The organism is Vibrio variabilis (assembly GCF_003263785.1).
GTDB lineage: Bacteria > Pseudomonadota > Gammaproteobacteria > Enterobacterales > Vibrionaceae > Vibrio > Vibrio variabilis.
On the sequence record NZ_JYJK01000118.1, the window covers coordinates 12,179 to 34,559 of the forward strand.

Annotated in this window: 16 protein-coding genes and 4 pseudogenes; 7 read left to right on the forward strand and 13 right to left on the reverse strand. The window is 46.2% G+C overall.

Annotated features, from left to right (window positions below; genetic code table 11):
• Nucleotides 1-4: 4 nt before the first annotated feature.
• The 4 genes from TZ48_RS19835 to TZ48_RS19845 form a co-directional block, all read right to left on the reverse strand.
• Nucleotides 5-1,009 (reverse strand): DUF1800 domain-containing protein, encoded by a 1,005-nt coding sequence (locus TZ48_RS19835; protein WP_239670999.1) that lies wholly within the window; start codon nt 1,007-1,009, stop codon nt 5-7.
• Nucleotides 1,010-1,035: 26 nt separating this feature from the next.
• Nucleotides 1,036-1,365 carry a hypothetical protein gene (locus tag TZ48_RS25530; protein WP_239671000.1) on the reverse strand — a complete coding sequence of 110 codons (330 nt, stop codon included), beginning with the start codon at nt 1,363-1,365 and terminating at the stop codon, nt 1,036-1,038.
• 124 nt (nt 1,366-1,489) lie between these two features.
• Complete coding sequence (locus TZ48_RS19840) at nt 1,490-1,840, reverse strand: hypothetical protein (RefSeq protein WP_042502594.1); 351 nt, start codon at nt 1,838-1,840, stop codon at nt 1,490-1,492.
• Between the two features lie 50 nt (nt 1,841-1,890).
• Nucleotides 1,891-3,111 carry a peptidoglycan DD-metalloendopeptidase family protein gene (locus tag TZ48_RS19845; RefSeq protein ID WP_112480417.1) on the reverse strand — a complete coding sequence of 407 codons (1,221 nt, stop codon included), beginning with the start codon at nt 3,109-3,111 and terminating at the stop codon, nt 1,891-1,893.
• 600 nt (nt 3,112-3,711) lie between these two features.
• On the opposite strand from TZ48_RS19845, the pseudogene TZ48_RS19850 reads away from it, so the two are divergent.
• A pseudogene (locus tag TZ48_RS19850) lies at nt 3,712-5,315 on the forward strand (BCCT family transporter).
• Between the two features lie 130 nt (nt 5,316-5,445).
• Here the strand turns inward: TZ48_RS19850 and TZ48_RS19855 are convergent.
• Complete coding sequence (locus TZ48_RS19855) at nt 5,446-5,745, reverse strand: isoamylase early set domain-containing protein (protein WP_112480390.1); 300 nt, start codon at nt 5,743-5,745, stop codon at nt 5,446-5,448.
• Between the two features lie 186 nt (nt 5,746-5,931).
• Nucleotides 5,932-6,519 (reverse strand): hypothetical protein, encoded by a 588-nt coding sequence (locus TZ48_RS19860; protein WP_112480391.1) that lies wholly within the window; start codon nt 6,517-6,519, stop codon nt 5,932-5,934.
• A 298-nt stretch (nt 6,520-6,817) separates the two neighbouring features.
• Between TZ48_RS19860 and TZ48_RS19865 the strand changes: the two genes are divergently transcribed.
• Nucleotides 6,818-8,188, forward strand: a complete 1,371-nt coding sequence (locus tag TZ48_RS19865) for a YjiH family protein (protein ID WP_112480392.1) — start codon at nt 6,818-6,820, stop codon at nt 8,186-8,188.
• A 239-nt stretch (nt 8,189-8,427) separates the two neighbouring features.
• A complete protein-coding gene (locus TZ48_RS19870; protein WP_112480393.1) occupies nt 8,428-9,591 on the forward strand; it encodes a conjugal transfer protein TraF in 1,164 nt (387 codons plus the stop codon).
• Nucleotides 9,592-9,671: 80 nt separating this feature from the next.
• On the opposite strand, the gene TZ48_RS19875 is transcribed toward TZ48_RS19870, so the two are convergent.
• Nucleotides 9,672-10,838, reverse strand: coding sequence for a carbohydrate porin (locus tag TZ48_RS19875; protein WP_112480394.1), 1,167 nt, complete (start codon nt 10,836-10,838; stop codon nt 9,672-9,674).
• A gap of 622 nt (nt 10,839-11,460) precedes the next feature.
• Here TZ48_RS19875 and TZ48_RS19880 point away from each other — a divergent pair.
• On the forward strand, nt 11,461-11,640 hold the full coding sequence (locus TZ48_RS19880; RefSeq protein WP_112480395.1) for a hypothetical protein: 180 nt from the start codon (nt 11,461-11,463) through the stop codon (nt 11,638-11,640).
• Nucleotides 11,641-11,726: 86 nt separating this feature from the next.
• Here TZ48_RS19880 and TZ48_RS19885 read toward each other — a convergent pair whose 3' ends face one another.
• From TZ48_RS19885 to TZ48_RS19900, 4 genes are all read right to left on the reverse strand, one after another.
• Nucleotides 11,727-13,154 (reverse strand): sucrose-6-phosphate hydrolase, encoded by a 1,428-nt coding sequence (locus TZ48_RS19885; RefSeq protein WP_112480396.1) that lies wholly within the window; start codon nt 13,152-13,154, stop codon nt 11,727-11,729.
• A 79-nt stretch (nt 13,155-13,233) separates the two neighbouring features.
• Nucleotides 13,234-14,595 carry a PTS transporter subunit EIIC gene (locus TZ48_RS19890; protein WP_112480397.1) on the reverse strand — a complete coding sequence of 454 codons (1,362 nt, stop codon included), beginning with the start codon at nt 14,593-14,595 and terminating at the stop codon, nt 13,234-13,236.
• A 196-nt stretch (nt 14,596-14,791) separates the two neighbouring features.
• Nucleotides 14,792-15,508, reverse strand: coding sequence for a GntR family transcriptional regulator (locus tag TZ48_RS19895; RefSeq protein ID WP_112480398.1), 717 nt, complete (start codon nt 15,506-15,508; stop codon nt 14,792-14,794).
• Between the two features lie 6 nt (nt 15,509-15,514).
• Nucleotides 15,515-16,522, reverse strand: coding sequence for a LacI family DNA-binding transcriptional regulator (locus TZ48_RS19900; RefSeq protein WP_112480399.1), 1,008 nt, complete (start codon nt 16,520-16,522; stop codon nt 15,515-15,517).
• Nucleotides 16,523-16,704: 182 nt separating this feature from the next.
• Here TZ48_RS19900 and TZ48_RS19905 point away from each other — a divergent pair, with 182 nt between their 5' ends.
• The 3 genes and pseudogenes from TZ48_RS19905 (at nt 16,705) to TZ48_RS19915 (ending at nt 20,414) form a co-directional block, all read left to right on the forward strand.
• Nucleotides 16,705-17,625, forward strand: coding sequence for an aminoimidazole riboside kinase (locus TZ48_RS19905; RefSeq protein WP_112480400.1), 921 nt, complete (start codon nt 16,705-16,707; stop codon nt 17,623-17,625).
• A gap of 157 nt (nt 17,626-17,782) precedes the next feature.
• Entirely contained in the window at nt 17,783-18,385 is a 603-nt protein-coding gene (locus TZ48_RS19910) for a 2OG-Fe(II) oxygenase (RefSeq protein ID WP_112480401.1), read from the forward strand.
• A 449-nt stretch (nt 18,386-18,834) separates the two neighbouring features.
• Nucleotides 18,835-20,414 (forward strand): annotated as a pseudogene (locus TZ48_RS19915) (S8 family peptidase).
• A gap of 65 nt (nt 20,415-20,479) precedes the next feature.
• Here the strand turns inward: TZ48_RS19915 and napH are convergent.
• Nucleotides 20,480-21,324: pseudogene (gene napH, locus TZ48_RS19920) on the reverse strand (quinol dehydrogenase ferredoxin subunit NapH).
• Nucleotides 21,324-22,090 (reverse strand): annotated as a pseudogene (gene napG, locus TZ48_RS19925) (ferredoxin-type protein NapG). The pseudogenes napH and napG overlap by 1 nt, the downstream one beginning before the upstream one ends.
• Between the last annotated feature and the right edge of the window lie 291 nt (nt 22,091-22,381).

Below are 22,381 nucleotides of genomic sequence, written 5' to 3' on the forward strand. Positions count from 1 at the left end.
GTCTTTACCTATATTGAAATTGTGGGCTCATCCAAAGCACGACAAGCTTGGATACGGGATCTTGTGCTTTATCAATCGCCGTAAGAACATGCTCATCAACTTCACTGCCATACAGCCTTTGAATCATCTGTATCAGTTTGTCATCGACATTTTGTTGACTGCGCTCCATTTGCCTGACAACCAACTTGGCGGTTTGATCCGCGACTTGCCAGCGCTGCTTTAGCGCCGATGAAGAATTGTAATCGGCATCGCTGTCGGGCCAGCCAGCGGGCGAACCTGACATAAAAGGCTGCTGCCCTAGCAGTCTAAGATGTTGAATCATTTGCCTTGGGTTCGGTTCAAAATCGGCACTGCGAAGCACAGCAAAGTACCACTCTTGGGGCGTGCGAAAGCGTAATTGCTCAGAACTGTTTTTTAATGGTGAGTTAATTAAAGTTAGGTAGACGGGAATGAGCATGCCTTGGTTATCGAGCCAAACTTTGGTCATCTCATCGACTAAAGAAGCGTGCCCAGAGCCATAGAAATGCGCCACCAGCTTACTACATAAATGTCTCGCGGTATTTTCATGGTTCGCAAGGTCGCGCAGACAGGCGGCGGCTTGCTCTTCTCCTGATTGGTCATACACCTGACCAAGCACGTTGATCGCACCCGGCTCATGCATAGCCTCTACAAACTGATAGCCGGGACGCTCTGCCTTGAAGCTGACACTCCAACCAGTGAGACCTTGTGCCAACTCAATCACATCGTTTTGAGAGTAACCGCCATCGACACCTAAAGTATGCAGCTCTAGGATCTCTCGCGCGAGATTCTCATTGAGTCCTTTATTGCGCTTTTGACCCGCCTTGGAGCCAGGACCAATCGAGAGATGATTGTCCAAATAGATCAGCATGGTTGGATGCTTACATACCGCAAGCAACATAGATGGAAAGTCGATACTCCATAGCTCACGTATCACCTCATTTTCGATACCTGCAACAATAGGGCGAACGCGGCGATTATCCGCCGACACAGCAAAGTGATTGCTCCAAAACTGAATCAGGCGCTCTTGGAAGCGAGAGGGGTAGATAAGGTTTGTAGATTGCGAGCCGTGGCCAATGCTTGATAACTTTCTTGGAAGAATGCATTGCTGGATTTGGTGAACAGCTTTTTCTCTTCTTCCGTCATAGACTGTTTGCGGCGACGATTGAGGTCGCCCATATGTGCAAGCAGCTCATTGGTAGTAGGCAGCGACGTGATTGCTTTGTTTACATATGGCTGAGATTTGAGTTGATCATTGAGTGAGGGAGCGAGCTTTGCATCTCCTACCCTTGGACCAAAGCCAAAACGCTGCGAGACAATGTATTGTGCGGACTGTGATTTCTCCATGGCAACCTCAATGACGGGAGCATACAAAAAGCATTGCACATTCACGCCAAATTGCCCAATCACTAACGGCAAAAACAACAACGGCGCTCAAAATTGAGCGCCGTTGTTGATTCACAATTAACGATTACGAACGTTTTGGCTGACGGTAAGTTTTACCCGCAGTCTTGTAAGTATCGCTTTGTTTGATTTCAAACATCACATCAAAGAACCATGCGACAAACTTAATGACGTCGTCACCTTCGTTCATGATGTGCTCAGCGTACTCTTGCTCTTCACCGTTATCATCCACGTCGTTAAACACGTGATAGATGCGCTCTTCACCATCTACGGTTGCCAGTGCGAACTGACCCGTTAGGCTCTCTGCCGCTTCTTTGATTTCTGGGTTTTCAGAGCTTTTCAGCTTGTTCAATGCGTCTGGGAGTGTTTTCAACTCACATAGCTGCATGACCAGCAGCTGAAATTCTAATTGTTGCATGTATTACACCATTGTTATTTGCAAACCAAGTGTTGTTGAAGCCTTAGCACTTAAAAGAGATTGAGATTAAAGCTCGCCAGTTTGGTCTCTTGTTTCTCAAGCATAGCGTCCAGTTCGTCTCGACGCGCGATAAACTGCTTGAGTTCGTTTTTCGGGACAGAGTCTGCCATAGGAATGTTGGCTCGCATAGCATTTACTGGCCTACCACGAGAAATCAACTCGTAATGCAAATGGGGACCGGTCACTCGACCTGTTGCACCAGACAAACCGATTCGGGTACCACGGGTCACTTTCTGCCCTTTCTTCACTAAGATTTTACTTAAGTGAAGATAACGCGTTTTGTATGGCCCACCGTGATCAATTACCACATATTTACCCGCGTATGGGTGGTTGCGAACCATGGCGACAACACCGTCACCCGTCGTATAAACATTGGTACCGGTACGAACGCCAAAGTCCGTACCATTATGCGGAGAAACGCGCCCGGTCACCGGGTGACGTCGGTTTGGATTGAAACCCGAAGTAATGCGGTGGTTTTTCACTGGATAGCGCATAAAGGCACGCTGCAAACTGTCGCCTTTAGCATCATAGTATTGACCATTGGTATGCAGGTAAGCTGAGTACATTGCGCCGCGATTGAAGATCTTAATCGCTTGGATCTCCGAGTTCCCGGTTGGAGTGCCATCGACAAACTGGCTATTTTTGACGACTTCAAAACGGTCACCTGCGCGTAAGTCACGCGTGAAGCTGATCTTATCTTTTAGCAAGGTCACGACTTGGTCGATTTCTCTTGGGTTAAGTCCGAGTTTGTTCGCAGAGGCAGAGAAACTGCCATTGATACTGCCCACCATCGCGACACTTTCCCATTGACCCGGGATAGAAATGTCTTTGAACTCGTAGCTTCCATCATCCAAGCGAGCATAGACGGCTTTCTCCGCGACATTGCGGCTCACCTCTAGCTTACTTAGCGTACCGGTCGCTTCATTTTGCCAAAAGCGCAATCTGTCGCCCGGTCTTAGGGTGTCGAGTACAAGAAAGTTCAAATCGGTTTCCATGACAGACATCATGTCACTGTATGGAAACCCCAATTGGTCAAAGATCTGGCTTAGGCTATCACCAGATTTTACTTTGTAAGCGTATTTAGGTGGCAATTCAGCTTTTGGCGGTTCTTCAGAAAGCACAGCAACAGCTGGAGAATCATTGAGATTAAGCTCAATGGTACCTTTCATATTTGAGTCAGGTAGGCTGTGAAGAAAAGCAAACGCTGCCATAAAAGGCAGTCCAAAAGCGATGCTTGTTTTGAGTTTTCGCGACGAATTCTTAGCCGTGTTTGATCCGTCTGCTGGTTGATTCGATTGCACAATGGTTCCGATGCAGGTCGTAAATAGAGCCAATAGAGTAATCGTTTCCTATTTTAAATGCACCCAAATGTCGGGAAAAGTCAGGTAAAACATGTGATGAGAGTGTAAAAAAGCGACGTTTGTCATCTATTCAGCCTCGCCTATTTTTTAGTCACCACTTCAAAAACTGTCTAACTGCTTGAATTTACTTGAACAGTATCGAACAGCGTCAAAAATGAGTGTTTGCAACCCACAAAATGATGAATCTTGCTATATTCATCATTGCCTTACAGTGGAATTGGTAGCATATCAATGCCTTTAATGACACTTTCTATTCATAACCATCCCCATATGATCGCCTAGATATGATAGAATTGTCAGTTCAGGATTAGATGTAAAACGGATAATTTCATCATAAACCTCTGATTAAAGACTACTTTAATCGAAGGAATTTCGAATTCTAATCAGCAATTCATTAAACATGGAGTTGGTCTTTATATTCGTCCACACGAATATGTAAACCTCATAATTATGAGTTTCAAATCTCAAAAATACAGTATCGATTCAACCGACTATCAAGTCGGCCAAGACAACATCACTAAATGGGGCATGGATGTCCACAACACAGTATTTACCGCGTCTGCGGGTCTATCCATCCTCTTCATCGTCACTCTTCTTGTTCTTTCGCCAGCCGATGCTAAGGCAGCTATCGACGCGGTAAAAGCCGTCGTCCTCTCGAAGTTTGATTTTGTGTTCATGTGGGGAGCGAACATCCTACTGATATTCGCAGTACTCATTGCGTTTTCTCCACTCGGGAAAATTCGTTTAGGTGGCGATGATGCCACAACGGACTATTCAACCTTATCCTGGATCTCAATGCTGTTTGCAGCAGGCATGGGCATTGGCCTTATCTTCTGGGGTGTGGCAGAGCCAACGGCATTCTTTACCAACTGGTTCGGTACGCCGCTCAATGCAGAGCCTTTCACACCAGAAGGTCGTGAAGCCGCACTAGGTGCCACTGTATTCCACTGGGGTCTACATGCTTGGGCGATCTATGGCATGGCCGCACTGTCACTGGCCTACTTTGTGTATAACAAAGGCCTACCTCTCTCTATGCGCTCGGTGTTCTACCCACTGCTGGGTGACAGAGTTTGGGGGCGCATCGGTGATGTCATCGACGTGATGGCGGTACTGGTTATTCTATTTGGTCTTGCAACGTCTCTAGGGCTAGGGGGCTCTCAAGCAGCCAGTGGCATCAGCCATGTGTTCGGCCTAGAAAACAGCTTGATGCTACAGATTGCGATCATCCTGACTATCATGGGTCTGGCGATTGTTTCTGTGGTTCGTGGCATGGATGGCGGCGTTAAGGTGCTGAGTAACCTTAACATGATCATCGCTTCATCTTCCTTGGCTTTATGGGCTTACTGAACTTCACTACTGTGTTTGATTCATTAACGACCTCACTTGTAGGCTATGTGAAAAACATCATTCCACTAAGCCAAACAACTGGCCGCGAAGATACGACCTGGTTACACGGTTGGACTGTGTTCTACTGGGCTTGGTGGGTAGCGTACGCGCCATTCTTCGGTATGTTTGTTGCGCGAATTTCAAAAGGTAGAACCATCCGTGAATTCCTATTCTGCGTCCTAATCATTCCAACACTGGTTACCACAGCCTGGATGTCTTTCTTTGGCGGTATCGCGATTCAGCAAATCATCGACAAAGTCGGCCTACTTGGTATGGAACAAGGGATCTCTGACGTATCACTGAGTCTGTTCTACATGCTAGATGCGTACCCTATCGGCAATATACTTTCAATGATCGCGGTTGCGTTGATTGTGGTGTTCTTTGTGACCACACTCGACTCTGGCTCTATTGTGGTTGATAGCATGACCGCAGGCGGCAAACTTGAACTGCCGATCAAGCAGAAAGTGGTTTGGGCGGTGATCTCCGCGGTAATTGCGACAGTGATGCTGTGGATTGGCGGCACTGAATCCATTCAAGCATTGCAATCCATCACGATTATTGCGGCGCTGCCGTTTACGGTTATTTTGATTTTGGGCTGTGTAAGCCTAGTCAAAGGCCTGTTAACCGAGGTTGATAAGCCTAAAGTCGCTGAAAGACAAGCGCAATAAGAGCTTAGAAGCTAACTGTAGAGTTTGTTAGCGATGTAAAAAGGGGCTCACAGTATCACTGTGAGCCCCTTTTTGTTCATATCGGTTGGTATCGCTGTCGATGACCTAAATCAACCAACGCGCGATTTAGTTAAACCTGTGCCGTATTCACGATACAGTTGTCAGCACCAAACCCATTCGGAACATATTGATCCGCCTGCGCGTCGTTCACCCACTCACTCTCATTAACTAGGTAACGAAACTCAAACTGCGCATCTTTTGGTAGTCGCGTTTTGTATTTAAACGACTTTGTCTTTGCGACTTTCTTCATTGGCACGGGTTGCCAATCAAGAAAATCCGCCATCAGCACAGCACTTTGCACATCGGTTGCATCCAACTCGAACGTGACTTCAACTTCATCTTTAGTTTTAAAAAAACGCTTATTAATCATTGCAAGCTCCATTTGTCTAAAAAATAACAACATCAAAACTTCATGTTATGTAATTAATGTCACATTCTCAAGCAGACATTTGCAACCAATGATTTACCAAACCAATAAAAGCTATCAAACCCATATGAACTCACTCAACAGCCGCTCTAGTACAACCGCTCCAGTTAAAGTCCTTCACTTCACAGATTAGACTGTCGCTTCCGCTGGTACTTCAGCCATAGACTGCGCTTGACCGTGCTTGTTGAAGTTGAGCGTTATAGTATCGTTACTGCGTGTCAGTTCTATGATATCAATGCGATCTCCCGCTAGCTTGGCATCAGACAAAATCACGCGCTGGCGAGCTGAATCCCATTTGAACAGCCCCAGGTAATAGAAAACACCAGAACCCTGATTACTGACGGCAAATGGAATCACCACAGCAGATAAAGACTGGTCGTTATAGATAGACTGCTGATACGCATACAACAAATAGACGCTGCCGCGCTCCATGCCATCATCGTAGCTTCCTGCCGCAACCTGAGTATCTGGGTCAATGTCTGTCAGTAATGAGAATGCGCTGGTCTCAGGCACTTGAATTGTCCAAGGGTTCGGCACTTGAAGACCCAATATGGCTTCAACCACAGGATCGGCTTGTAAGTTTTGCTGTGAAGGGAATTTGGCAAGAATCTCCTCATCAGACAGGGAGAACCGATAGATACCCGCCACTATAACAACGGCGAGCAAACAAAGAGGGATCAATAGAATCAGGGGAACTGGGAGCTTCTTCCTAGGCATTGTTATAATTCTCAATAGCTTATTCAACTATGACAGTTTAGCGCGTTCTTGAAAACGCGGAAAGCATCAATCCCCACTATACTTTGTGCATACTCATACCAACACTCACCATACATTCTATTGCGTATTATTGGTTACTATAGAACCATGTAGTGAATAATTACCCTTTAATGATGAATAGTATTGCCAGCATTCAAAAAAAGGAGTAATCTTGCGCTCAATGCACAAATATGGATGTTTAGTGAATAAATAGGCGCAGGACGTCGCCATTATTAACTAGTTGTAACACGAGAGAAAAATGCAAAATAGTGCTCAATCTATGCCGAAAAGCAGTAAAAAAGGCAACTTCTGGATGTTCTTCATCCCATCGTTAATCGGTCTATTCCTATTTATGGCGCCAATCAGCTACGATGGCGGTCTAACTATCCCTGTTGCAGTACTTGCTAAAGCTTTGCAAGCAGCAGTGGGCGACTTTATTGTTCCGTTGGTCACCGCAATCATTGCAGTGATGGCAGCAGCATCGGTTTTATCACGCATTTTTAAGCCTGCTTTCATTACTAATAATGAATTTTTAAACGGACTATTCAACCCAACACCAATGTGGCTCGCGGTTCGCGTTATCGGTGGTATTGCGGTACTCATGACCTACTTCCAAGTGGGTCCAGAAGCCATTTGGGAAGAAAACACTGGCGGTCTAGTATTGGAAGGCCTTCTACCGACGCTATTTGCCGTGTTCATTTTTGCTGGTCTTCTTCTGCCACTACTTTTGAACTTTGGCCTACTTGAGCTGTTTGGCGCACTACTCAGTAAGATCATGCGTCCAGTGTTCAATCTACCAGGTCGCGGCGCTATTGACTGTATGGCTTCTTGGCTAGGTGATGGTAGTGTGGGTATTCTTCTGACCAGCAAACAGTATGAGAACAAGTTCTACACCATGCGTGAAGCAGCGGTGATTGGTACCACATTCTCTGCCGTATCTATCACATTTAGCTTGGTGGTTATTGCCCAAGTTGAGCTTGAGCACCTGTTCCTACCTTTCTATGGCGCGATTTGTTTAGCGGGTATTGTCGCGGCGATTATTATCCCTCGCCTTCCACCGCTGCGTAACAAAAAAGACCTGTTTATCGATGGGACTAAGCCATCAGCAGACGCGGAAGTGACACCTAAAGGCCACACTACATTTTCATGGGGTTTGGATCTAGCATTACAACGTGCTGGTACAGTGACATCGGCTAAGTCAGTATTCGGCGAAGGCGTTAAGAACGCTGTCGACATGGTATTTGGCGTACTGCCTGTTGTCATGGGTCTAGGTACTGTTGCGCTTGTTATCGCTGAGTACACATCGGTATTTGAAATCCTGGGAACGCCGTTTATCCCTTACCTCGAGTTACTTGGTGTACCAGAAGCCGTAGCGGCGTCAAAAACCATGGTTGTCGGTTTTGCGGATATGTTCATCCCATCGATTCTAGCAGCATCGATTGATAACGAAATGACGCGCTTTGTGATTGCAGCCATGTCGGTTACGCAGCTTATCTACATGTCGGAAGTGGGTGCCCTGCTACTTGGTAGCCGCATCCCAGTGAACATTTTTGAGCTGTTCGCTATCTTTATTCTACGTACGCTTATCACACTGCCTGTGATTGCTGGTGTCGCGCATTTAATCTTCTAAATCGCAGACCACTTTTTCTCTTGATAAGGCTCACCTTTTTAGGTGAGCCTTTTTTTATTCCATAAAAACAAAATGATATATCGTTTACTTTATATAAATATCAATTATCATATGCTCGCGTGTGAATAACTCACAGCAAAGCAGTGGCGTGCTCTTTGCAAAACTCCAGCAAGGAAGTACGTAAAGATAAGACTCATCGGATAATGAGTACTAATGCGAATGAATCGCAGGACATAATAATGAAAAATATCACTAAAGTGGCCGCCATCGTCTTGGCAGCAACCACTCCAACACTATCGAATGCAGCTAACAATATGATCGAAGCGCGCGGCGCCGCCATGGGTAACACTGGCGTAGCCTCCGCTGACTATCTGACTGCAGGCTTATACAACCCAGCGTTAACGGCATCATACAAGGAGAACGACGATGTCGGCCTTCTATTGCCTACCTTGGGCGCTAGCGGTCGCGATGCTGACGAAAGTATTTCTACGCTTGACGATCTTCAATCGTTGATCGACGAGTACGAGAAAAACCCATCAGGCGAACAAGCAAAGCTGATCGAAATCAACCGCCTACTTGACCAACTCGAAGGCAACAAGCCGACAACCGTAAGTGCCAACTTAGGTTTTGCGGTAGCGATTCCATCGAGCTTAGTATCTAGTAATCTCTACGCTCGTGGCTATGCAGAAGCGATTGCAGCGCCTTTGATTGAACCTAACCAAGGTGATGCACCAGATCAAATCAAAGACCGCTACGAGAGCTCTGAAGTGCAAATGCAAGCTTTTGCTAGCGCAGAGTTTGGCTTAGCACTGGGTAAAAATTTCACTATTGCCGATCAAGACGTCTCGTTTGGTATCACACCTAAGTTCCAAAAGCTGCGCACGTATGCTCTCATCGCGAGCGTGCAAGACTTCGATGCTGACAATGCAGAAGATAGCATGGTTGAAAAGAGCGCTTTTAACTTCGATTTGGGCGCAGCATGGCACTACAACAACTGGCGCCTTGGCCTATCGGTTCGTGACCTCATTCAACAAGAGATTGATGTGCAAACCTACGAAGGTACCAAGATTGATACTTACAAGTTAAACCCGATGGCAACCATTGGTTCTGCATACAACGGCGAGTTTGTGACCGTTGCGGTAGATATCGAACTGACCAAGCAAGAGCGCTTTGCTAGCCTTAACGATGAAACTCAGTACCTACGCTTTGGTATCGAGGGCAACGCTTGGGACTGGGCACAGCTTCGTGCAGGTTATGAGGTGGACATGCAAGACAACGCCGACAGTGCCATCACTGCTGGAATTGGTTTGAGTCCATTTGATGTGGTAAGCCTAGATATTGCTGGCAACTACGCGGGTAGCAATCAGTTAGGCGCTTCTGCGAACTTAGCATTTACGTTCTAATCGCTAAGCCGATAGAAAAAAACGGAGCGATGATCGCTCCGTTTCTGTATTTGGCAGTTTTGTTCTAAACGGATTGTCGATTAGAAGAAGTACTTGAAGCGAACACGAACGCCAGTGTCTGCGTTTTCTTCAAACACGTCTTTAGTCACAGTTTGGTCATCAACCTTAGTATGGTAAGCACCTAGGTAGATAGAGAAGTCATCAACTTCTAGCACGTCTGCAAACTCGTAAGACGCATAAACTGTGTCAACTTTCGCTTTACCTTCTGCGTAAGTCTTGATCTTGTTGTTTTCGTATTCGTTCGCTGCGTGGATGTAACCTAGACCAAAGCCTTTGTATAGTGCGTTCACACCAACAGTCATGTTGTCTTCGTCAACTGCATCCATGTAAGCGAAGTTTGCGATAAGATTCCAGTCTGCTGTCGAGTAGTTTGCAGTCACACCGTAACCTTTACGGTCAGAGATATCGATCTCTTCATTACCTTGTCTAACGATTACTGCGTCTTTCACTAAGTTAGCTTCCATAGACGCTGCAATACCAAAGTTACCTGCTTGGTATGCTAAAACTGGACGTAAAAGAACTGAATCTTTATTGTTTTCTACTTCTAGGCCGTGGTAAGTCACATCACCGTTGAATGCATTTTGGCCGAACAGTACAGAGCGGTCACCAATCATAGAAGAAACTTCTAAGTATACGTTGCCAAAGTTCTGGCTGTACATTAGCTGACCATCAGAACCACGACCACGACCTTCTTTCATTTGGTATACGTATGCTGCGCCATCTACATATAGATCGTTAGCCGTATCACCAGAGTACTCAAGGAAGGTATCTTGACCTACAGGGAACATATCGAACGCTTCAAAACGACCCATACGTAGGTTCCAGCCATCTTGCGCGCCAAATGCAAACCATGCATCATCCAAAGCTACGTTGCCGCTGCTCTCCATTAGTGGCTGTACATTTACTTGGAATACATGACCAGACTCGGTGTAACGCTCACCAGCAAATTCAAGGAGGATACGACCAGATTGGTTGAACTGGTTAGAAGTTTCAGAAGAGCCAGAAATAACAGCACCATTTGTGTCACGCTGGTGTCTTTCGATGTTCTCAAAGTTGAAGTCAAATTCAACGTCACCACCGATAGAGAAGTTACCTTGCTCGTTGTCGACGATGCTGATGCCCGCGTTTGCGCCCATAGCAGCAGAAACCAAAACTGCAGCTAGCGATAGCTTAAATGTGTTTTTCATTATTAACCCCAGGGATTGTAATTAACTATTTTTTTTATATTTAAAAGCTTTCTGTTTGTAGCGAATGAGAAGGGATGAACCTAGCGCCTCATTCACACGTCACATCAAACAAAAAACTTGAAATCATTTATCGAATGAACGAGAGCAATTTTGGGCAAATTCATTCACCCCATCAATCCTAATAAGTTAAAAATGCCTACCTAAATCACGCTTTTAGAACTATCAAAAAACCCATAACAATCAATAGTTTATATATAAATAAATATCCATTTAGCTTTAAAAATATTTATTGACTCAATTTATATGAACTTTAATTGAATTAACGGTCTTACAGTGATGCCAGTCACAATTACAGATTAATAAAAACATCAATTAACTGTTTAAATTTCAGGCGCAAGATGTAGCGCAAATGTAACGATTATTCGTTACACCAGAATAGTGGCAATTAACTAGCAACTCGTATACATGCATCTCTATCAAGAAGAACTCGTACCAACACCGCTTGCTGTTAGCTTTTCGGTCGTGCCGTGGTCAGACAAGGCGCATCAAACTGCAAATAAACTTGCTATTAGGCGCATATGGTCTAGGGTAACAATATGAAAGTAATTGAGGAGTGAGTCGCATGAATCAAACGTTGGAGCAGGATATTGTTGACGCCATTCATCATTTAGACACTAACCAGCTGAGAGACGTCAAATCGTTTGTCGAACGCTTATCGAGCGAGAAACGAGTTGAAGACTTGGTCACTGAAGAAGAGCTGGTTATGCTCCTCAAGGTCAGCGCGAGTAAGCAGCGCCGTTAGAGCACGTATTCACCTCGCTCTCCAAAATAAACAAAGGCCAGCATTTGCCGGCCTTTGTTATTGATATCGAAAGCACGAGAGCAAGGCTACTGATACTGAAGTCCCTTCAGGTAATAGATGCTCCCCTCTACTCCCGTTAGCAGAAGTTGATTAAACTGCGCCACAAACAAGCGTGACGTAAAGACCGTTTCCCCATCATCACAGAAGATTTCAATACTCGAATGATCGACAAACACTCTGATTCGGCTTTGAGTGCTCAGGCGCTTAGCAAAACGCACCGTACCAAACTCTGCTGCGTGTACCTCTGTCACATCGGTTCGATCCAAAATCCACTCATCTTCATTGCCTGAGAACACCATTTTGTCACCGCTATCATTGGCAAGTTCTAGGCAGAAGTTGCTTTCAACGGATAGCTCTAGCTCAAATGCACGACTACTCAGCCTGTTGCTTGCTGTTAACGGTTGAGTGGTGTGTCTTAGTGCCTTAAGCTCATCGAGCGGTTGCTGAATCAATCTATTGCCGCGAATCGTCACTTCTCTTGGTAGCGTTAACATGTGAGCCCAATAATTTTTATCCGTTGGGTATTCACTTTTAGAGTTCCCTAGCCAGCCGATAAGAATTCGCCTCCCTTTCGGGTCTAGATACGTTTGCGGGGCATAGAAATCAAAACCCTTATCCAGTTCAAAGTAGCCTTGGTTTTCAAACACACGCTTTTCGGTATCGATAGGTTTGCCCACAATGTAGACCACGGAAAAGACGTTCTTTAAGTCGTACTTACTCTCAGAAGACACGCCTTGAGGCGAGAAGATAAACACTCCCTTATCATCTTGTTCATAATAGTTTGGGCATTCCCACATGAACCCAAAGTTGTCGAGGCCGATATCGACATTACCTAGATATTGATAGCTATCGATAGAAGGGCCGCCATAAATTGCCAGCTTTCCCTCATGCTGATGGCTTTCAGCGCCAATCAACATGTAGTAGTCATCACCACGCCGCAATGTGACAGGGTCACGCATGTTATGGGTGTAGTACTCTGCGTTGAAATCGACCACTACCCCTTTTTTCTCGACATTGCCCTGTTTATCCATGACCGCCAATATCTGTGTCGGATGACCTGATTCTGGCTCAGGTACATAGTGCGCGGTATAAAGAAGGTTTAAGTGATCATCTTCAACAACGGCCACACCGGTATGACAACCGTGTTGGTCATAATCTTGATCTGGATACAGCGCGACACCTCGATCGGTAAAATGCACAAAATCTTTCGTCGACACGTGATACCAATGCTTCAAACCATGCACAGGACCAAGCGGGAACCACTGATAAAAGATATGGTGCTCACCGTTGAAGTAGCACAGACCGTTCGGGTCATTCACCAGGCCATGCTTTGGCGCAATGTGATAGCTTGGATAATAAGGATCTTGTTTGGTGAGCTTCGCAATATGCTGCAAATACTCATCCGACACTTCGTCTAGCCTAACCATTCGGTTTTGACGGTTCGAAAAATCCATAACGACTCTCTTTAAAACTCAAAATAAAAAAATCCCCTCATGTGACTCGCTCATCCATGAGGGGATAAAAATCAATGTATTAGTTTGTTTCTTTGTAGAACAGTTTCGTCATAGCGAAGGCAACCAAGGCTGCAACCAGCATAACAACAACATACATGCCTAGACCGCCACCCAAGTACAGCAACATACCTGGAAGCATTGTTGCACCTGTACCTGCTGAGCCAATACCCGCAATCGCACCGATACAGCCACCAATCGCACCACCCACACAGCCGTACAAGAAAGGCTTAACGCGAGGTAGAGTTACCGCAAACATTGCCGGCTCTGTAATACCAAATAATGCAGGTAGCGCTGCACCAAACATGCCCGACTTTTTCACCTTACTGGTTTGCATGGTCATCACCGCCATCGCCGCGCCAAACTGACCAGCAATCGCAGCGGTGCCTAGTGGGTTGATGTAGTCAAAACCTGTCTCTGTCACCATAGCAATTGTGATAGGAACAATAGTGTGGTGCATGCCTGTCACGGCCATAAACTGAATCGCGCCACCGTATATTAGGCCACCAATACCGTATGGAATTTGTAAGAAGTAAACCACGATATCGGTAATGAACTTTTCAATGCCCAGCAGTAATGGGCCAACAAATACTAGGCCTGCGATAAGTGAAACCAGTAAGGTAATGAAAGGCGTTAAAATCAGATCCAATACTTCCGGCACATATTTGCGCGATGTTTTTTCCACCATCGCCGCAAACCAACCCATAAATACCGCAGGTAGAATCGAGCTTTGTAGGCCAGTAACCGCAATTTCAAAACCAAAGAATGGGATCATCAGCGCTTCTGCGTTGCCAAATGCTACATCCCACTTATTTGCAAGTTGCGGTGCCACCAGCATTAATCCGAGCACAATACCCAATACCGGGTTGCCGCCAAACACGCGCATTGCAGACCAAGTGACCAAAACAGGGATAAAGATAAAGGCAGTATCGGTCAATACCTGAGAAAGTGTCGTCAACTGAGGAGAAAGCTCAACCCCAAAACCGCTAACGATCAGTCCACGCAGTCCCATGAGCAATCCCGTTGCAACGAGTGCAGGGATAATCGCAACGAAGATGTCTGAGAAAGTTCGAGTAACGCGTTGAAACGTGCTACCAGATTCTTCCTTCTTAGGCGCCGCGCTTGTATCTACTTCACCATTTCCAGTGAGTTCAGCAAACACTTTACCCACAAAGCCGGTACCTAGAATGACCTGATGTTGGCCATTCTTGAAGAAGTAACCGTGAACACCCTCAGTTTCACCGAGCTGTTCTGCGTTAACTTTTGAGTCGTCTTTAGTAACGACACGAAGACGTGTTGCACAGTGCGTCAACTGTTCGATGTTGCCTTCACCACCTAGCAAGTCCATAACTTGCGATGCGACAACTTTAGCATTTCTTGCCATGTTTTCGTTCTCTCCTAAGAGCACAAAATAGTAACCTGTATTCAACGTGTATTAATGTAATACAGGTAAAATACAGGATAAACCTTTTTGTCGTATTGGACGTGAGAAACGTGCTTGTCATCACAATCAATAATAGATAGAGGGCATATAAAAAAACCACCTTATCAAAAGGTGGTTTCATGGATCTTTGCGAAGACTAAAGCCTAGCGACTATCTCAAAGTCATAAACGCTCGACTTATAGTAGACAATGGAGTACTCATACGGCTCAGTCTCACTGCGATAGTTGATCGATTCGTTGATCAAAATCGGCTCGAGCGCTTCAACAGACAACTTGTCTTGAACGAGCTTACTCGGCAATGACGGCTTGATCTTTTGATGCGTTTTCACCATCTCGATCCCTTGCTCTTTTAAGTAGGCAAACTTAGATCCAGACAACACCTCTTCACTCAGCTCAGGCAATAGTGCAACTGGAATATAGAAATCTTCATAAGACACCACATCGCCATTAACCACACGCAAACGGCCGCATCGATACAATTCAGAACCCGGATCAACCAGCAGCTTTTCGGCCAACGCTTCATCGGCCACTGTCTTTTCAAAATGGACAACTTGGTTGCTCGCTTCTAAGCCTGCGCCTTGCAGCTCCTGTGCAAAGCCCGCCATACCCAAAAAATCATGTTTGAGTTTTTGAACCGCAACATAAGTCCCCTTCCCTTTTTCAGAAACGGTATAGCCAATATCGGCCAACTGACCAAGTGCTTTGCGGACAGTCACACGGCTCACACCCAAACTGTCTACTAACTGACTCTCAGAGGGCAACTTGGAACCTTGTGGGTATAGCCCATCATCAATACGTTGTTTGAGCGTATCGGCGATCTGTATATAGAGAGGTTGTAGTGATTTTGAGTCCATGTAGCGCTAGCGTCTCCGATTGTGAATGTAAGCAGGAATGCTCATCTTGCTTTTATAGTCCTTATTAGACAGCGTCTTTTGCAAACAATCAAACGTCTTCACCGCCAACTGTTGGCAATCTTGCTCGATAGAGTCGATTTGTAGCGGCAAACAATCGAGAACGGAATAGTTATCAAAGGTAGCAATTCGCATCGGCTGCTGAGCAGCCGTCGCCATCAGGTTCTGCTCATTGAGATACCTAAGCACGCCCTCTAATAAAGAGTAAGAACCTGTAAACAGTGCTGCTGGAAGCCGGCCAAGATGCTCAACACAGCTTTGCATCATCTCATAACCACTTTGAGGCTGATAATCTTGGTTAAAGACAAGCTCAGGTTGCAGCGACAGCCCACCGTCTTGAATGGCATCGACGAAGCCTTGATAACGCTCTCGGCTAGGAGACAAAGAGAGCTGTCCGCCGATAAACGCACATTCAGACACATCTTTAACCAATGCAGACACAATAGTTTTAGTCGAGTCATACGCATTCGTCGTGATTTCACTATGGTGCTCCGACTCCAACTCTCGGTCGAAAAACACCACTGGGATATCCTTGATATGGATTGTATAGTAATCATCACTCGCTAGACATGAAGCCACCATCATGCCATCGACTTGGCGTTCAACAAGGTTCGCCACCGCCTTTTTCTCCTGCAAAGGATCGTCATCGGTAGAAGCAATTAAAAGTTGATAACCCGCGTTTAAGCACAGCTGTTCCAATGCTTTCGCAATCGTAGCGAAACCCATGTTGGTAAGATCTGGGATCACCAAGCCAAAAGTTTGCGTCTTTTTCGACTTGAGCGCTCTGGCATAAACACTGGGCGAATAGTTATGCTCCTCAACGACACGCAGCACGCGTGCCACCGTCTCTTTATTAATGCGGTGTTTTTCTGCATGTCCATTCAACACAAAACTGACGGTCGATTTAGAGACCTCTGCCAATTGTGCAATATCGGCCAATGTTAGCTTTTTGCTCATCGCGTTCTACTTATGCTTCCTGCTTGTTGCGTCTTATATAGAGAAGATCTTCACTGCGGATCACGATCGTGCTTGAGATCACAATTTTTAGCGCCGCTATCATGGTGTCTATTAAAACACATTTTCTTTGCTAAATCGATTTAGTAAACTCAAAACAAATCGATTAGTACAGGAAATTTGTTATGAGTAAGGTTTGGGTAACTGGCGATGCCGTTGTAGATTTGATTCCTGATACGGACACGACGTATCTAAAATGTCCCGGCGGTGCTCCTGCAAACGTCGCTGTTGCGATCGCCCGACTCGGTGGTGAAACCGGATTTTTTGGCCGTGTCGGTCAAGACCCGTTAGGACGCTTCATGAAGCAAACATTAAGCTCAGAAAACGTGAATACTGACTTCATGCTACTAGATGACGCCCAGCGCACGTCAACGGTGATCGTTGATCTTGATGAATCAGGCGAACGCAGCTTCACGTTTATGGTTAAGCCAAGTGCAGACCAATTTATGCAAGTGGGCGATATTCCTGAGTTTAGCGCAGGCGAGTGGCTACACGTTTGCTCTATCGCTCTTGCTAATGAGCCAAGCCGCAGCGCGACGCTAGAAGCGATGAAACGCATTAAGCAAGCTGGCGGCTTTGTCAGTTTCGATCCAAACCTTCGCGACGAAGTATGGGGCGACCAAAGCCTTATCAAGCCTGTGTGCCAGCAAGCCATTGCTCTGGCCGACGTGGTTAAGTTCTCAGACGATGAACTGATGTTCCTAACTGAAACCGACAACCTTGACGCTGGTATTGCAGCACTTGGTGAATACAACAATACACTTGTGCTCATTACTCAAGGCGCAAAAGGCGCATTGGTTATTCGTGACAATGAGCAACAGCTCATTGCCGGCACACCAGTCAAGCCAGTTGATACCACAGGTGCAGGCGATGCTTTTGTGGGCGGCCTATTGACTCGTTTATCTAAAACAACAGATTGGATCAATGATGAGACCATCGTTGATGCGGTTCGCTGGGCAAACGGCTGCGGCGCTTTAGCGACAACGCAAAAAGGCGCGATGACCGCACTACCAAGTGAACAAGCTCTTATCGATTACATTCAGTAGTCTTATGCCCCTTGCTGCGGTAAGGGGCGACTTCTTGCCTGTTATACCCTACCCCTTCTCGAACAAGCGTTATCGTCACGATAAACAACCTAAATTGAAGCATGCTATCTATTTCTTTATAAAGCGCCCTCCCTGTTTCTAACAACGATGGTGCATCATGCAAACACTGATCGACAATCTGACCCAACATGGCTATTACGTTTGGGATGACTTTCTCTCTGCCGAGCAAGTTTCAGCTCTCAAAGAGTGCTTACCTGAAGAGTGGAACAAAGCGCGTATTGGTCGTAATGATGATGTGATGCGTGAAAGTACCATTCGCAGTGACAAGATCTGTTGGCTATCCCCCGATCTTGGCGATCCGGTAGGACAATTTCTTAGCAAGATGGAAATCATTCGCCAAACGGCTAACCAAAACTTTTTCTTGGGGCTATTTGAGTATGAAGCGCATTTCGCCAAATATGAGAAAGGCGATTTCTACCAAAAGCATCTGGACTGTTTCCGTGGCAATGAGAACCGTCGCCTGACCACCGTGTTTTACATGAATGACGAGTGGACAGACGAAGACGGTGGCGACCTGGTGGTTTACGATCTGGATGACAATGAAATCACTCGCATCAAACCTAAGTCCGGCCGTTTGTTTGTGTTCTTCTCAGAAATGTTCCCGCACGAAGTTCTGCCAACTCAGCGCGAGCGCTTTAGTATTGCTGGTTGGTTCCGAATTAACGGCGTAAAAGACAATGTTCTAGATATCGCTCGTTAACTTTATGTAATGAGGCCTCTCAAAGGCCTCTTTATTTACTATCCCAAGTTCAGACCAAATGGTTCACTCATACTTTCTTAAAACCCGATTCTGATTACTGCACCTCACCTCACTTTAAAGTGCCTATTCATTCAGCAGAACTGCAAGAATAGCAGTTTAAAATATCAATAAATATCCTTTTTAAACAACAACTTAATCAATAGACACCCAGTAGCACATAAAATTCATCGCTACAGATTAAAGCTGTTTTTTTTGATACCTATCGCAAGCATTGGCACAAATCTCATGAAATGCACTTAAATGCATATTTTCTTTACGCGTTCCTCATCCGTTTTGACTAGCTTGAATTTCGTACGCGAGCTGCACTGCTGTTTGCAAGCGCTCGCATCGTCAGCCAGCACTGTGCTGACGTTATTCAATAATTCGATAACTTTTGAATGGAACACAATATGTTAAAGACATTTTTGACCTTTTCTATCGCATCCGTTTTTGCGATCAACTCAAGCTATACCCTAGCTGAACAAAACCTTGCTACTCCAGAGTTACAACAAAATGAGGTATTGGCACCGCTAGTCACAGCGTCAGCAGACACTGCGCTGAGCGATCAATACATTGTGGTACTCAAGCAGCCTATGACGCTAAGCAATGATCCTATTGCGTTACAACAGTTCACAGAGCAAACCGTTTCCGGCCTAGCTACACAGCATTCATTTGAGATAGAAAAAGTCTTCAATCGCTCGCTAAGTGGCTTTGTTGCGACACTCTCCGCCGAACAATTGTTTGAACTGCGTAGCGATCAACAAGTCGAGTTCATCGAGCAGAACCAGGTCATTACACTGGATCCGATATTCTCAACCAACGCTAATCAAAGCAACGCTATCTGGGGACTCGATCGTATCGATCAGCGCGACCGCCCACTAAACAGTAACTACAGTTACAACTATGATGGTAGCGGTGTGACCGCATACGTTATCGATACAGGTGTCACTAATACTCACCCTGAGTTTGGTGGCCGCTCAAGCTCTGGTTACGATTTTGTCGACAATGACAGTGACGCTACCGACTGTAACGGCCATGGTACTCACGTTGCTGGCACCATTGGTGGAGCGCAATATGGTGTAGCTAAAAACGTCAATATCGTAGGTGTTCGCGTGCTTAGCTGTACCGGTTCTGGTACCACCGCTGGCGTTATCAGTGGCGTAGACTGGGTGGCGACAAACGCATCTGGCCTTCGGTTGCCAACATGAGTTTAGGGGGTGGTGTATCTACCGCACTTGATCGCGCTGTTGCTAGTGCCGTGCAATCAGGGGTGAGTTTTATGCTCGCAGCAGGTAATAATAATGCCAATGCTTGTAACTCATCCCCTGCTCGAGAGTCTAGTGGCGTCACCGTGGGCTCTACCACCAGCAGTGATGCACGTTCAAGCTTCTCCAACTGGGGCAGTTGTGTCGATGTATTTGCGCCGGGCTCAAGCATTAAATCAGCTTGGTATGACGGTAGCTACAAGACCATTAGTGGCACTTCGATGGCAACGCCGCATGTCGCTGGCGTTGCAGCTCTGTATTTGCAAGAGAACGGGGCACTCTCACCCGCTCAAGTGGCCGCTAAAATCAGTGAACGTGCGAGCGTCAACAAGATAAGCGATACCAAGGGGACAGTGAACAAGCTGGTCTACAGCCTCACCGACAACGGCTGTGGCAACGATTGTGGTGGCCAAACACCGGATGGCGAACTAAAGAACGCGACACCCGTTAGCAACATTTCCGGCGCTCGCGGCGAGCAAAAGCAATATTACATTGATGTCACTGCTGGGCAGCGTTTGAGCGTGACTATTTCTGCTGGCTCTGGCGATGCCGATTTGTACTTACGTTATGGCTCGGCACCAACACTCAGCAGCTGGGAATGTCGTCCATATCGCTATGGCAACCAAGAAACTTGTACTGTTACGAGCACTAAAAATGGTCGCTACCACATTATGCTCAATGGCTACACCAGCTTTAGCGGAGTCACGCTAGAAGCGCGTTATTAACTCAAGTTCTTTAGCTAACCAATAAGTGATGAAAAACGCCAGCCTTTAAGGTTGGCGTAATTGTATTAATCTGCGTTAGGCCGAACTTTGAACTCTAGGACTTTCGGCACACAAACATCAATGCAGCGCCCACAACTGATGCAGTCCTGACTCATGACTCGCTTATCGCCCGACTTTAGTGGCTGTCTAAGTACATCTGGCTCTGGGCAAACGTGATAACAGTCCATACACTTAGTGCACGCTTCACGGTGAGTGGCTTTTATACGTATTGGGCTCTTACGGCCAATTACCCCATACGTTGCTCCAAGCGGACAAAGATGCCCACACCAACCATGTTCGACCAGCACTAAATCCAACAAGAACACTAATGCAATAAGGATCCAACCGGCGCCCATCCCAAATACTAATCCACGGTGCAGTGTCGCGACAGGATCCACCCACGCCCAGAGCAGCGATCCCGATACTGCACTGCCAAGTAAGATCACAGGGATCAACCAATAACGTAATGTTGGAGACCACTTAAAGCTAGTTTTGAGATTCAGCTTGCGGCGCAGCATGCCGCCATATCCGTGACGATATTTAATGGACACACCCAAGCGCAAAACGCGCGAGGAGCGAGCAACGCATAAAAAATCACAACGATAGTGACACCAATTAAGGCATTCACCTCTGGCCAATGTCCAGTCGCTAAGGTTTGTAGAACCAATAGAGGGTCACTCAGCGGGACAGTACCTAGCAGCATGCTAGACGACAAGTTGCCCTGTAAAATGCCCCACGTAGGCCCCATCATAAACAGACCAACGATAGAGAGCTGACACAACCTACGTAGAATCAGAAATCGATGAGAACGCCACCAGCCAAGTTCACGGATAGCGTCATTACCAGCATCTTTAGCGAGATTCTTAGCCATTATTTTCTCCCATCATTGATGCGGATATGCTCGGTTGGCGCAATTTCCGGTGTTTTGGGGAAGTTCCCGTCTCGCAGTTCAACCTGCTCTTCCCAGCCAAGCTGATAATGATCCCCATGTAACCCTTAGCGAGCTCAATCGGAACCACTTTGATTACAGGTACTTCCGTCACGCAGGCTTGCTCACATTTACCACAGCCCGTGCAAGCATCAGAGTGTACGGTAGGTATGAACATCGCATGATAACCGGTGCGCTGGTTACGGATTGGCTCAAGCGTGATCGCTTTATCAATAAGAGGACAAACGCGATAACACACATCACAGCGAAGCCCTTGCCAGTTGAGGCACTCCTCATGGTCAATCAGCACCGCGAGCCCCATTCGCGAGTCATCAATGTTGGTCAGCGCATGGTCTAGAGCACCACTTGGGCAAGCGACAACACAAGGTATGTCTTCACACATCTCGCAAGGAATATCACGAGCGGTAAAATATGGCGTTCCAGAAGCAACGGGAGAGAGCAATGTGGCGAGTTTCAGCGTGTCATAAGGACAAGCCTGAACGCAAAGACCACAGCGTAAACACGCTTGGTCAAACTGATTGCCTTCCAATGCACCAGGCGGACGAATAGGCACGCCACCACTGGTTTTGGCTTGTCCTTGTTTGGATTGAAGTCCTAATACGGTCGCGGCTGCGCCGACACCGACCGCGGTTCGAGCGGCGTCGCGAAGAAATCGACGTCGACTCTGTGAAGTTTTCTCTCGTGACATATACTCCGCCTTATCAGTGATGAATAAATGGCATAAGGCTATCCCATAAAATTAATGGGAATTCTGTCATTTGGAATAGTGCTTTGTGGTTATACCTAACCCCGCTTGATTTCGGTCAAGAAAGGCTAGTTATTCAGATCACATTAAGACACTTTGGGTGTGTAAAATGTCCTAGACCACAGAAAGTGACAATGTCACCAAAGTAAGTTAGCACTGACATCCTAATACAAAGTATAGCGTATTGAACGTCGCAAAAAGGCCATGTCAATTAAGAAGGAAAAGCGCCTCAAT

Coding starts and splice junctions, on each gene's coding strand:
- TZ48_RS19890 (WP_112480397.1), bottom strand. CDS start 14,595: ATGGCAAGAAATGCTAAAGTTGTCGCATCGCAAGTTATGGACTTGCTA.
- TZ48_RS19885 (WP_112480396.1), bottom strand. CDS start 13,154: ATGGATTTTTCGAACCGTCAAAACCGAATGGTTAGGCTAGACGAAGTG.
- TZ48_RS19895 (WP_112480398.1), bottom strand. CDS start 15,508: ATGGACTCAAAATCACTACAACCTCTCTATATACAGATCGCCGATACG.
- TZ48_RS19910 (WP_112480401.1), top strand. CDS start 17,783: ATGCAAACACTGATCGACAATCTGACCCAACATGGCTATTACGTTTGG.
- TZ48_RS19875 (WP_112480394.1), bottom strand. CDS start 10,838: ATGAAAAACACATTTAAGCTATCGCTAGCTGCAGTTTTGGTTTCTGCT.
- TZ48_RS19840 (WP_042502594.1), bottom strand. CDS start 1,840: ATGCAACAATTAGAATTTCAGCTGCTGGTCATGCAGCTATGTGAGTTG.
- TZ48_RS19905 (WP_112480400.1), top strand. CDS start 16,705: ATGAGTAAGGTTTGGGTAACTGGCGATGCCGTTGTAGATTTGATTCCT.
- TZ48_RS19900 (WP_112480399.1), bottom strand. CDS start 16,522: ATGAGCAAAAAGCTAACATTGGCCGATATTGCACAATTGGCAGAGGTC.
- TZ48_RS19855 (WP_112480390.1), bottom strand. CDS start 5,745: ATGATTAATAAGCGTTTTTTTAAAACTAAAGATGAAGTTGAAGTCACG.
- TZ48_RS25530 (WP_239671000.1), bottom strand. CDS start 1,365: ATGGAGAAATCACAGTCCGCACAATACATTGTCTCGCAGCGTTTTGGC.
- TZ48_RS19870 (WP_112480393.1), top strand. CDS start 8,428: ATGAAAAATATCACTAAAGTGGCCGCCATCGTCTTGGCAGCAACCACT.
- TZ48_RS19880 (WP_112480395.1), top strand. CDS start 11,461: ATGAATCAAACGTTGGAGCAGGATATTGTTGACGCCATTCATCATTTA.
- TZ48_RS19865 (WP_112480392.1), top strand. CDS start 6,818: ATGCAAAATAGTGCTCAATCTATGCCGAAAAGCAGTAAAAAAGGCAAC.
- TZ48_RS19845 (WP_112480417.1), bottom strand. CDS start 3,111: ATGGCAGCGTTTGCTTTTCTTCACAGCCTACCTGACTCAAATATGAAA.
- TZ48_RS19860 (WP_112480391.1), bottom strand. CDS start 6,519: ATGCCTAGGAAGAAGCTCCCAGTTCCCCTGATTCTATTGATCCCTCTT.